The organism is Gandjariella thermophila, from assembly GCF_005405885.1.
Classification (GTDB): domain Bacteria; phylum Actinomycetota; class Actinomycetes; order Mycobacteriales; family Pseudonocardiaceae; genus Gandjariella; species Gandjariella thermophila.
Map to the genome: position 1 here is coordinate 112,480 of NZ_BJFL01000007.1, position 11,826 is coordinate 124,305.

Consider the following 11,826-nt stretch of genomic DNA (forward strand, 5'->3'; position numbering starts at 1 on the left):
CGGATGCTAGGTAGCCGGGGACGACCGGGGCCGGGCGACGTGGCGCACCGGCCCCGGTCGGGTGAGCTGGATGCCCCGGCCGTCCGTGCCGGGGTCAGCCGGCGAGGCGCTTGGCCCCGTAGTAGTCGCTGTACAGCGAGTGGATGCCGACCGGAACGCCCTCGGTGGACGCGTCGACCATCTTGTTCCCGCCCAGCGAGATGCCCACGTGGTGGATGGAGCTGGCCGAGCTGCCGAAGAACACCAGGTCACCCGGCTGGAGATCACTGCGGGAGACCGAGGTGCCGTAGTTGTACTGCGCGGCCGCGGAGTGCGGCAGGCTGATGCCGGCCTTGCCGAAGGCCCACATGGTCAGCCCGGAGCAGTCGAAGCTGTTCGGCCCGCTGCCGCCCCACACGTAGGGCGCGCCGCACTTGGACAGTGCCGCCTCCAGCGCGGTGGCCACCGCTCCGGTGCCCAGGTTGGCGGCGCCGCACGCCGCGCTGCCCATCAGCGAGCTCTTCTGTGCCGCGGTCAGCCGGTTCATTGCGGCCCGCAGCTGGGTGATCTGGTTTTGCAGGTCCTGCTTGTGCGCCGCGATCGCCTGGGTGAGCTGCGCGGCCGCGTCGGTGGCCTGCTGGGCCCGCCGCTGCGCGTCCTCCGCGCGCTTGCGCGCGTCCGCGGCCTGCGCCACGGCGGCGGCGAGCTTGCTCATCACGTCGTAGTTGTCGCTGGCCAGGATGTTCAACGCGGCCGAGCGGTCCAGGAAGTCCTGGGCGGAGTTGCTGGTAAGTAATGCGGAGAGCTGGTTGAACCGCGCGCCCTGGAAGGACGCGTCGGTGAGCTGGTCGACCTGCCCGCGGAACTGGTCCTCGGCCGCCTGCGCCGCCGCCTCGAGCTGCTTGGCCTGCGCCAGGTCGGCGTTGGCCCGATCCAGGTCGCCCTGCTTGTTCTTCAGGTCGATCTGAGCCTTGAGCAGATCCTCGTTCACCTGCTCAGCCTGCGTGCTGAGCTGCTGGAACTGTTGCAGTGCATCGCCTGCGTTGGTGGGGCCGTTCGGGTCCGCAGACGCCGGGGTCGAAGCCATCCCCACCGCAGCCATCACCGCGCCAGCGGCAACTGCTCCACGCATGGTGCGCTTGAGTTGGTGCGACGCCACGTCGCGCGTGCTCCTTCGTCCTTCCAACCGCCCACGAAGCCACTCGCGAGGCGAGTGAGAGCGCAGGCGTCCATCGACACGGGCACGCGCGCCCGCACCGGAATACGCCTGAACGCTGGCTCCGGTTCGGCACCCCGACTTGCCGATTCGGCGGTGACCTCGCGTAGTCGTCCTTTGTGGACGACTGCCCGCCGCGAGGTCTCGGCTAGGCTACGAAAAGTGAGCGGTTTCGTCCACTACCAGGGTCGGAAAAACGGGACGGACCGCGCGATACGTCCCTTCGGAGGAGCGTCGACTCCACGCCGTGACCAGCGGAACTGATCAAATGGCCGACCGATCACCCTTTGTGGGCACGAAACTCGTGGCGTTCCCCGACCGGACCATTCCGCCCGATCGTGGAACCGCTCACACCCGGCCGAGGCGGGCCAGCAACACCGAGGACGGCACCGGATGGGCGCCCCGGCGGCGGACCGAATCGGCGACCGCGCGGTCGGAGGTGACCACGACCACCGGCCGACCCTCGGGTTCGGCGGTGACCAGCGCCCGGATCACGTCGTCGGCCAGCACGCCCGGATCGCTGAACAGTACCCGCACCCCGCGCGGCGCGGCCGAGGGCACCGCCACCACGCCCGCCCCGTCGAAGACCACGGTGACCTCCGCGCCGGTGCGCGCGGCCAGCACCGCAAGCTGGTGCACCAGCCGCTCACGCTGGTCGGAAAGGGGCAATTCGGGATAACCGGTCTTCGTCACGTTGTAGCCGTCGACGACCAGATGCACCGAGGGCAGCGCGAGCAGGCGGTCCAGCGCGGCCGGGTCCTCCACCCGGCCCACCGCGCCCTGCGCCGGGGTGGCGCCGCGCACCATGTCCGCCGGCCTCGGCCCGGCCCCACCCAGCGCCAGCTCCCGGCGCAGCCCGGTGACCGCGCCGTCCAGGGTGTCCACCAGCAGCGCCAGCCGGACCTCGTCGGCCTGCCTGGCCTCCTTGGCCGACTGCCGCGCCACCTCCGCCTCGGCCTCGGCCCGCTGTGCCCGCACCCGCTCCGCCTCGGCGCGCTCCCGCTCCCGGTCCCGCTCCGCAGTCAGCGACTTCAACTCCGTCTCCGCCTCGGCGCGCACCGCCTCGACCCGCGCGGTGGCCTCCGCGGCGGCGTCCTTGGCCTCCCGCAGCCGCACGCCCTGCTCGCGCAGCCGCTTGCGCAGCCGCTCCAGCTCGGCCTCGCGTTCCTGGCGGACCCGCTCCGCCGCGCCCTGGGAGCCCTCCAGCTCCGCGCGCAGCCGCGCCACCTCGGACTCCAGCTTCTCCGCCCGGGCCAGCGCGGCGTCCCGCTCGGCCCGAAGCGCCGCCTCGCCGGCCCTGCGGGCCACCAGCTCGACGTAGTGCGTGGCCACCGGCTCGCCCAGCAACACGGCCGCGCAGGCCGCGGTCACCGCGTCCGGCGCGGTCACGTCCACCTGGGCCGGGCGATGCTCGCGGCACCAGTGCACCACGGCGGTGCGGAAGGTGGGTGAGTCGCGCAGCGCGGCGAGCACCGCAGCGCCGCCCAGCCGCGCCCGCTTGGCTGGCGCGAACCGGGCCACCGGGCGAAGTTGCTGCGGAACGTCCACTCTGGCCATGTCGCCCAGCGCCTCGGCGCCGATCTCGGCCAGCCGGGTACGGACGGCCTCCGGCAGGGCCTCCCAGTCCACAGTAGACTCAGCATACGCAGCGGCGGAACCGTCCACGGTGGACGGCTCGGACTCGGGAACCTGCTGCTCGGGTTCCTCGGGCTGCGCTGACGGTGCCACTCCTCCAGGCTAGTCCGGCCCCACCGGACACATCGACCCGCGCGGCCCAGGGATTGCGCTAGGAGGCCTCCCCGGCGGGCAGGGCGGCCGGCACCGGATCGCCGGCGAGCAGGCTCTGCTGCAGCCGCCGCAGCGACGGCGACGGCTCGAGGCCCAGTTCGTCCGCCATCAGCGCACGGAATCGTTGGTACTCGGCGAGTGCCTCGCCGCGGCGCCCGCACCGGTACAGCGCGATCATGAGCTGCCGGGCGAGGCCCTCGTGGAAGGTGTGGGCGCGGGTCAGCTCCACGAGTTCGCTGACCACCTCGCGGTGGTGGCCGAGCCGCAGCTCCGCCTCGATCCTCGTCTCCCGGATGCGCAGCAGGGCCTCACCGAGCCGCACGACGTGGGCGGACAACCGCTGGCCGGCGGGCAGCCCGGCGAGCGCCGGCCCCCGCCACAGCCGGAGGGCACCGGCGCAGCACCGGGCGGCGTGCTCGGCCTCGCCGCGCATCAGCGCGGTCCGCCCCTGCTCGGCCAGGTGCTCGAACCGGTGCACGTCGACCTGCTCCGCGGGAATGCGCGCGGAGTAGCCGTTGAGGCAGGTGTGCACCAGGTCATCGGCCGAGCCGGCGCCGGAACCGTCGAGCAGCTTGCGGAGCTTGTAGATGTAGGTGTGCACGGTCGGTATCGCGCTGCTCGGCGGATCCTCGCCCCACAGCTCGTCGACGAATTCAGACGTCTGCACCAACCGGTTGCGCCGCAGTACCAGCAGCGCGGCGACCACGCACAACTTCGGCGCCGTCGGGGTGACCTCGCGGCCGTCCCGGACTATCTCAAGCGGCCCGAGTAGTCGGAATTCGTAACCCATTGCCATCCTCGGGGTGGAGACGGACTAACGACAGGACCAATGGCAAGTGTTGTTGCGGGATTGTGATATACATCTTTCCGAAACCGGAGGCGACCGCGCACTGGAGTTACCTCTAGATTTCCCGTGGTAGCGTCGGCGGCTTGGCCGGTGGGAACGACGATTCGGCTCGCCGCGATCCGAGCGTGCCGCGGCGGGTGGCCGCGGACCGGCGGCCGCGCACCTGGCCGGGCCGTCAGCCGGCCACCCGTGACGCCGCGGTGTCCTCGTCCTCCGGCTGGTGCCGGGTGCGGACCCGCACCGCGCCGAACCACACGCGGCAGCGCACCTCGACCTCCAGCGCGTCGGGGACCGGCTCGGCGTCCGCGATGGTGGACCGCCGGGTGCCGAGCGCGACCGCGCCGCTGAACCGGACGCGCACGCCGTGCGGCACGTAGATGACCGCCCTGCCGAACATGGCCGACGCGGCGATCACCGTCCGGGAGTTGCGCAGTGCGGTCTTCTGGATCTCCACGTCGCACACGCCGAAGTGGGCGTTGACCGTGACCTGGTCGGTGGTGCGCGGCACGCGCCCGCGGCGCCGGTCGGCCCGGTGCCGCCCGCCCGGCCGGGAGGTTCGGGCGGCGACCGCGTACCGCTGCCGGCCGAGCGCCGCGGTGACGGCCGGAACCCGGAGCGGATCCAGGTAGCCGTACAGCGGCAGCACCTCGGTGGGCCACTCCGCAACGGCCGCCGCGGTGGTCGCCGCGCCGGTCGCCGCGGCGGGACGGTCGGCCACCGGCGGGCCGGTGCGGTCGTGCCCGCGCAGGTCCTCGCCCGGCGGCCACGGGCGGCCGTTCGCGGCCGGTTCCGGCTCGACCGCCCGGGCAGGCAGCCGCGCCACGTCCGACCCGGAGTGGCCGTCGCGGCGCTCCTCGGCGTCGTCCTCGACCGCCCGCTCGGCGGCGCTTCCCCGCGGCAGCAGCGGGGTGAGCAGCAGCGCGGCCAGAAACGAGCCGACCTGGTACCAGAGCGTGTTCGAGGTGGCGGCCGCGAAGTCGTCCCGGTACGCACGGCTCAGCGCGGGCAGCACCGCCGCGTCGGTGGCGCCCGGGGTGCGACAGCTCGGCGGAACCGCGTTCGGGTCGGCGCCGCGCGTGCGGTCCAGGAAGCAGGTGCGGAACTCGGCCACGATCCGAGCCTGCTCGGCGGCGGGCACCCGCTGCGCGGCCAGCACGGTCCGAATCTGCGGCTCGACGGCGGCGGCGTGCCCGGCGGCGCCGGCGCCGAGCAGCCCGAAGAGGATCAGGCTCACCACCCCGATGCCGACGGCGGAGGCGAAGTCCACCGCGGCGTTGGCCAGGCCGCCGCCCGCGCCGGCGTCCCGGGCCGGCACCCCGGCCAGGACGAGGTCGATGAGGATCGGCGTCACCAGGCCCAGCCCGGCGCCGACCACCACCAGCAGCCCGAACAGCCGGACCGGGCCGAGGTCCGCGCCCGCGTATCCGATGGTCACGCTGAGCAGCGCCATGCCGGCCGCGACCACGATGCAGCCGACGACCAGCAGCGTTCTGCCGAGCGCCGGCGCCTTGCCGACCGCGGCGGCACCGAGCACGAAGTTGCCAACCACCCAGCCGAGCAGGCCGAGTGCCGTCCGCAGCGGCGACCAGCCCAGGGCGATCTCCAGGTACCAGATGATGGCCATCAGCGCGGACCCGAAGGCCGCGTACACCAGCAGCAGCAGGGCGAGCCCGGCGACGAAGGGCCGGCGGCGGAACAGCGCCACCGGGATCAGTGCGGCGCGCGGGCCGCGGCGACGCTGGTGTCGCGCGATGAGCAGCAGCACCGGCGCCGCGGCGAGCAGCATGAGGATCATCCACCACGGCCAGCCGGCATCCCTGCCCTGCTGCAACGGCACCATGACCAGCGCGGAGAAGGCGGCCACCAGGGTCATGCCGATCACGTCCAGCCGGGGCGGGCGGTCGGCCTTCGACTCACCGAGCAGCACCAGCGTGCCCACCGTGATCAGCACCCCGATCGGGATGTTGACCAGGAACACCAGCCGCCAACTCAGCCCGAACGGGTTCTCCGTGGTGATCAGCCCGCCGAGGATCGGGCCGCTGATCAGCGCCAGATTCATCGTCACGCCGTGCACGACGAACGCGCCGCTGCGCCGCTCGGGGGGGAAGAGCACCTGTAACAGGGCGAGCACCTGGGGCGCCATCAACGCCCCGAACCCGCCCTGCACCAGCCGGAAGAGGATCAGCACTCCGGCCGAAGGCGACAGCGCGCAGCCGAGCGAGGCGAGCGTGAACCCGGCCACGCCGACCAGGAAGACGCGCCTGCGCCCGTAGACGTCGCCGAGCCGGCCACCGGTGACCAGCACGACGGCGAAGGCGAGCGCGTAGCCGGCGACGAACCACTGGCCCGCGGCGTAGCCGGCGCCCAGGTCGCGCTGCATGGTCGGCACCGAGACGGTGACGATGCCGACGTCCAGCATGTCCATGAAGACGGCCAGCGTGACCACAAGGAAGCCGAGCCAGTCACGGCGCCGCGGCGCGGGGCCCGCCTCGGCGACGGTGGGCGACGGGGAGGTCGTGGTCATCGTGGTCCCTTGCTGGCCGGCCCGGTGCGCGCTGCGGAAGAGGTGGTTTTCGCCGGCGCACCGAGCCTGCCGCGCCGCGCTCGAGCGTCGCTCGACCGAATCGGTACCGCCGACGGGGATGGTCCGCGGCTGCGTGGCGGCTGATCGGGACTGTCAGGGGTCGGCTCTAGCGTGTGCGGCCGATGAGCACCGCAGGAGTGTCCGCCACCGGCACGGCCCAGCTCTCCTTCGACGACCTGGGCACCCCGCTCGCCGACACCACCTTCGTCGTGGTCGACCTGGAGACCACCGGTGGCAGCGCCGAGCGGGACGCGATCATCGAGGTGGGCGCGGTGAAGGTGCGGGGCGGCCGGGTGCTCGGCGAGTTCGCCACCCTGGTCGATCCGGGGCGCGGCATCCCACCGTCCATCGTCGCGCTCACCGGCATCACCGACGCGGTGGTGCACGCCGCGCCGCGGATCGAGGCGGTGCTGCCGGCGTTCCTGGAGTTCGCCTCCGGGGCGGTGCTGGTGGCGCACAACGCCTCATTCGACGTCGGCTTCCTGCGCGCGGCCGCCCGGCGGCTGGGCTACCCGTGGTCACGGCCGCCGGTGCTGTGCACCGTCCGGCTCGCCCGCCGGGTGCTGGCCAGGGACGAGGCGCCGAGCTGCCGGCTCGCCGCGCTGGCCGAGCTGTTCCACGCCACCACCCGGCCGGTGCACCGGGCGCTGGAGGACGCCAGGGCCACGGTGGACGTGCTGCACGGCCTGCTGGCGCGGCTCGGCCCGCTGGGCGTGCACTCGCTGGAGGACCTGCTCGGCTACCTGCCCGAGGTCACGGCGGCGCAGCGGGCCAAGCGTGGACTGGCCGAGCACCTGCCGCGCGCCCCGGGCGTGTACCTGTTCCGCGGGCCGGGGGACGAGGTGCTGTACGTGGGCACGGCTGGCAACCTGCACCGGCGGGTCCGGCAGTACTTCACTGGGGCGGAGAGCCGGCGCCGGATCCGGGAGATGGTCGCGCTGGCCACCCGGGTGGACACGGTGACCTGCGCGCACACGCTGGAGGCGGAAGTGCGCGAGCTGCGGCTGCTGGCCGCCCACCGGCCCGCCTACAACCGGCGCTCCAAGGAGCCGGGCCGGTACTGGTGGGTGGCGCTCACCGAGGAGCCCTTTCCCCGCCCTTCGCTGGTGCGGCGCCCCCGGGACGGCGCGCTGGGCCCGTTCCGGTCCCGGCGGTCCGCCGAGGAGGCGGTGCGGGCGCTGCTGGACGCCGTACCGCTGCGGCCGTGCACGGTGCGTATCCCCGCCCGGAATCCCCGGCTCACCCCGTGCGCCCTGGCCGAACTGGGCCGGTGCGCCGCCCCGTGCGCCGGCCGGCAGAGCGCGGACGAGTACCAGCCGGCGGTGGTGGCGGTGCACGATCTGGTGGCCGGCCGGGCCACCGGTCCGCTGGCCCGGCTCGCCACGCGGCTCGGCGAGCTGGCCGATGCGCACCGGTTCGAGGAGGCCGCGGTCCGCCGGGACCGGCTGGCCGGGCTGGTGCGGGTGCTGGACCGGGGGCAGCGGCTTGCCGCGCTGGCCGCCCTGCCGGAGTTGGTCGCCGCGCGCCCGGACGGGCGGGGCGGCTGGGAGCTGGCCGTGGTGCGGTACGGGCGGCTGGCCTCCGCCGGGGTGGCCGCCCGGGGCGTCGCACCGATGCCGGTGGTGGACGCCCTGGTGGCCGGCGCGGAGACAGTCACCCCCGGTCCGGGCCCGCTGCGCGGTGCGCCACCAGAGGAGACCGGGGTGATCCTGCGCTGGCTCACCCGGCCGGGCACCCGCCTGGTGCGCTGCGCCGAACCGTGGGCCGAGCCGGCGGGCGCGGCGGCGAGTTGGCGGGGCTGGCTCGACCGGGCCGCCGAGGCACGTTTCCCCGCCGAGGCACGTTTCCCCGCCGAGGCGGGGGGTGACGCCGGCGGCCGCCGCCCCGCCTCGAACTGAGTGCCCGCGCGCCGAAGGCGGGGGTCAGCGGGTGCGCCCTACGATTCGAGACAGCCGACCACGAGGAGTTCGATGATCAACGCACGTCGCGGCGCTCGAGGACGACCACGGCGCGCACCCGGCCGCCAGGCCCGCGATCTCCGGTGGCAGGGCGGCGCCCCGCCGGCGGGATCGCGGCGGCGCGCGAAGCCGCGAAAGCAAGGAGGAACACCGTGATCACCGCGATCGTGCTGATCCAGACCGAGCCGGACAGCATCCCGGAGACGGCGCAGGCGATCGCCGACATCGAAGGGGTGGCCGAGGTCTACTCCTGCGCCGGCGACGTGGACCTGATCGCCGTGGCCAGGGTGACCGAGCACGAGCAACTCGCCGACCTGGTGCCCGGCAAGATCGGCAAAGTGCCCGGCGTGCTGGACACGGACACGCATATCGCGTTCCGCTCCTATTCGCGGCGGGACACCGAGGCGGCCTTCGCCATCGGCATGGACGAGACCGTCTAGCACGGCGCCGGCGGGCCCGGCGGCGGATCGAGATGATTCCCCGATCCGGTGCCGGGCCCGCCGAATGTCGCCGGGTGAGCGGGTCAGCTCTGCCGCTGGTGCCGGTACTGGCTGGCGGCCAGCTCCGTGGAGGGCTCCTCCACGCCGGATTCCGCCTCCTCACCGGGCACCCGCTCGAGGAGCGCGTCGTCCGACGTGCCGTACTCGGCCCGGGCCCGCTCCAGCGCGGCGGTCTCCCCGGACGGGTCTGGCCGGAACAGGCCGCCGGGCACCGCGTGCCCTGCGGAGCCGAGCTGGTTCATCTTCTTCGGCACCGGGGTGCCCTGGTACTCCAGCGGCACCGGGTGGCCGTGCCCGTCCACCGGGCCGAGCGGCTGGTGCACCTCGATGAACTCGCCGTGCGGCAGCCGCTTGATGATGCCGGTCTCCACGCCGTGCTCCAGCACCTCCCGGTCGGCCCGCTGCAGGCCCAGGCAGATCCGGTAGGTCGCCCAGTAGGCGATCGGCGGCAGCAGGAGCAGGCCGGCCCGGCCGATCCAGGTGGTGGCGTTCAGCGAGATGTTGAACTTGTCCGCGATGATGTCGTTGCCGCCGGAGAGCAGCAGCACCATGAAGAAGGTGATCGCCATGGCGCCGAGGCTGGTGCGCACCGGCACGTCCCGTGGCCGCTGCAGCAGGTTGTGGTGGGCGTCGTCACCGGTGAGCTTGCGCTCGATCAGGGGATAGAGCGCGGCCGTGGTGAAGATCAGGCCCATGCCCAGGATGGTCGGGAAGAACACCGCCGGGATGGTGTAGTTGCCGAGGTAGACCTCCCAGGCCGGCCACAACCGGGCCATACCGTCCGTCCAGCCCATGTACCAGTCGGGCTGGGAGCCGGCGGAGACCTGCGCCGGGTTGTACGGGCCGAAGTTCCAGATCGGGTTGATCTGGAAGACACCGCCCATGATGGCGATGACGCCCACGGTGGCGGCGAAGAACGAGCCGCTCTTCACCGCGAAGCCCGGCATGATCCGGACACCGACGACGTTGCTCTCCTTGCGGCCCACGCCCGGGAACTGGGTGTGCTTCTGGTGCCACACCAGCGCCAGGTGCACACCGACCAGGGCGAGGATGATGCCCGGCAGGACCAGCACGTGGATGATGTACAGCCGCGGGATCAGCTCGGTGCCGGGGAACTCGCCGCCGAACAGCATCCAGTGCAACCAGGTGCCGACCACCGGGATGGACAGCAGGATGCCGGAGGCGATCCGCAGGCCGGTGCCGGAGAGCAGGTCGTCCGGCAGCGAGTAGCCGGCGAAGCCCTCGAACATGCCGAGCACGAACAGGCCGATGCCGATCAGCCAGTTGGTCTCGCGCGGCCGCCGGAACGCTCCGGTGAAGAAGATCCGGAACATGTGCACCACGATCGCGGCCATGAAGATCAGCGCCGCCCAGTGGTGGATCTGCCGCACGAACAGCCCGCCGCGCACCTCGAAGGTGATGTGCAGGGTGCTCTCGAACGCGCGGGACATCTCGATTCCGCGCAGGTTGTCGAAGGTGCCCTGGTAGGTGACCTCCTGCATGGAGGGGTCGAAGAACAGCGCCAGGTACGTGCCGGACAGCAGCAGCACGATGAAGCTGTACAGGGCGATCTCACCGAGCAGGAAGGACCAGTGCGTCGGGAAGACCTTGTTGAGCTGCTTGCGCAGGCCACTGGCGATGTGGAACCGGGAGTCGGCCTCCTGGAACGCCTGCTCGAACCTGCGGGAAGCCGGGTTGCTCGCCTTGGTGGGGGTGGTGATCGCACTCATGACTTGCGCTCCCAGAACGCCGGCCCGACGGGCTCGATGAAGTCGCCTCGCGCGACAAAGTATCCGTCCGCGTCAACCGTGATCGGAAGCTGGGGCAGGGACCGGGTGGCCGGGCCGAATACCGGCTTCGCGTAGTGGAAGACGTCGAACTGGGACTGGTGACAGGGGCAGAGCAGGCGCCCCGTCTGCTGCTCGTACAGCGAGGTCGGGCAGCCCAGGTGGGTACAGATCTTGGAGTACGCGTAGAAGTCGCCGTAGTTGAAGTCCTCCTGGCCGGCGCGCTTCACCACCTCCTGGCCGGGCCGCACCCGGATCAGCATGACCGGGTTGTCCGACCGGGTGAACGCGGCGGACAGCGCCTCCGGGTTGTTCCGCTCCGACTCGCGGAACGGGAAGACCGTCTCGAAGCCGCCGACATCGAGGTCCTCCGGCCGGATCTTGACGATCTCGTGCGGGTTGCCCGTGTTGCGGCGCAGGTACACCGTCTCGCCGTTGGGCGAATGCCAGCCGGTGCGCCACAGCGAGTCCTCGCTGTTCGGGTCCTTCCACGGGTTGCGCACCAGCCCGCCGACCGGCAGCACCACCAGCCCGGCGCCGAAGACCGCCGCGGCCGCGCCGGCCGCCCGCTTGATCATCGAGCGGCGCCCGATGGTGCTGCGCGCCCCGGCGTCGGCAAGCTGGGCGAGCAGCGTCTGCTGGGCGGCCGGGGTGTCCGGGCCGTCGTGCCGCTCCTGCACCGACACCTCGTGCGGCAGGAATTTCTTCACGTAGTACAGCGCGCCCACCGCGAGAAAGAGGACGGCGCAGCCGAGCGTCGCGCCGACCAGCGGGGTGTAGAGCGTGTAGAGGAAGTAGCCGCTCTGCCCCGGCGCCCGGTACTGCCACGGCCACCAGATGAACACGCCGAGGAAGGCCAGGCCCGCCAGCGCGGAGAGGGTGAACCACAGCGCGGTGCGCCGCTCGGCCCGCTTCTCCGCGCGGGTACCCGGGACCGGCCACGGGTCCGGGTTGTGCACGACCTCGACGCCGTCCAGCTGACCGCCCAGCCTGACCAGCTCGTCGCGGCTGTACTCCGCGAGCTCGGCCTCGGTGGGCTCCCTGTTCTCGCCGCTACTCATGCTGCTTCCTCCGCAAGTCCGCGCGCGACCGCGATCGTGTCGCCAGGGCGTCGCACGCGCGGCCCGGTCACCTCACGCAGCCGAACGCCCTGCCGCCCCGATCGTG

Annotated in this window: 8 protein-coding genes; 2 read left to right on the forward strand and 6 right to left on the reverse strand. The window is 72.8% G+C overall.

The genetic code is table 11. From position 1 onward, the window contains the following. Positions 1-94 precede the first annotated feature (94 nt). The 4 genes from FFT21_RS09930 to FFT21_RS09945 form a co-directional block, all read right to left on the reverse strand. On the reverse strand, positions 95-970 hold the full coding sequence (locus FFT21_RS09930; RefSeq protein ID WP_225978262.1) for an NlpC/P60 family protein: 876 nt from the start codon (positions 968-970) through the stop codon (positions 95-97). Positions 971-1,543: 573 nt separating this feature from the next. After that, complete coding sequence (locus FFT21_RS09935) at positions 1,544-2,923, reverse strand: NYN domain-containing protein (RefSeq protein ID WP_225978263.1); 1,380 nt, start codon at positions 2,921-2,923, stop codon at positions 1,544-1,546. A gap of 58 nt (positions 2,924-2,981) precedes the next feature. Further along, complete coding sequence (locus tag FFT21_RS09940) at positions 2,982-3,773, reverse strand: AfsR/SARP family transcriptional regulator (RefSeq protein WP_192909457.1); 792 nt, start codon at positions 3,771-3,773, stop codon at positions 2,982-2,984. Positions 3,774-4,005: 232 nt separating this feature from the next. Next, a complete protein-coding gene (locus tag FFT21_RS09945; protein ID WP_137813504.1) occupies positions 4,006-6,354 on the reverse strand; it encodes an MFS transporter in 2,349 nt (782 codons plus the stop codon). A 182-nt stretch (positions 6,355-6,536) separates the two neighbouring features. Between FFT21_RS09945 and FFT21_RS09950 the strand changes: the two genes are divergently transcribed. Together FFT21_RS09950 and FFT21_RS09955 are read left to right on the forward strand one after the other, a co-directional pair. Further along, positions 6,537-8,312: a DEDD exonuclease domain-containing protein gene (locus FFT21_RS09950; protein ID WP_137813505.1), complete on the forward strand. Its 1,776-nt coding sequence runs from the start codon at positions 6,537-6,539 to the stop codon at positions 8,310-8,312. Between the two features lie 212 nt (positions 8,313-8,524). After that, positions 8,525-8,812, forward strand: a complete 288-nt coding sequence (locus tag FFT21_RS09955; protein WP_137813506.1) for an Lrp/AsnC family transcriptional regulator — start codon at positions 8,525-8,527, stop codon at positions 8,810-8,812. An 83-nt stretch (positions 8,813-8,895) separates the two neighbouring features. Here the strand turns inward: FFT21_RS09955 and qcrB are convergent, their stop codons facing one another. Together qcrB and qcrA are read right to left on the reverse strand one after the other, a co-directional pair. Then, positions 8,896-10,602: a cytochrome bc1 complex cytochrome b subunit gene (qcrB, locus tag FFT21_RS09960; protein WP_137813507.1), complete on the reverse strand. Its 1,707-nt coding sequence runs from the start codon at positions 10,600-10,602 to the stop codon at positions 8,896-8,898. Beyond that, positions 10,599-11,720, reverse strand: coding sequence for a cytochrome bc1 complex Rieske iron-sulfur subunit (gene qcrA / locus FFT21_RS09965; RefSeq protein ID WP_137813508.1), 1,122 nt, complete (start codon positions 11,718-11,720; stop codon positions 10,599-10,601). The genes qcrB and qcrA overlap by 4 nt, the downstream gene beginning before the upstream one ends. Positions 11,721-11,826 lie beyond the last annotated feature (106 nt).

Excerpts from the sequence above, each read along its gene's own strand:
- FFT21_RS09940 (WP_192909457.1), bottom strand. The coding sequence starts at position 3,773 with ATGGGTTACGAATTCCGACTACTCGGGCCGCTTGAGATAGTCCGGGAC.
- FFT21_RS09950 (WP_137813505.1), top strand. The coding sequence starts at position 6,537 with ATGAGCACCGCAGGAGTGTCCGCCACCGGCACGGCCCAGCTCTCCTTC.
- qcrB (WP_137813507.1), bottom strand. The coding sequence starts at position 10,602 with ATGAGTGCGATCACCACCCCCACCAAGGCGAGCAACCCGGCTTCCCGC.
- FFT21_RS09945 (WP_137813504.1), bottom strand. The coding sequence starts at position 6,354 with ATGACCACGACCTCCCCGTCGCCCACCGTCGCCGAGGCGGGCCCCGCG.
- qcrA (WP_137813508.1), bottom strand. The coding sequence starts at position 11,720 with ATGAGTAGCGGCGAGAACAGGGAGCCCACCGAGGCCGAGCTCGCGGAG.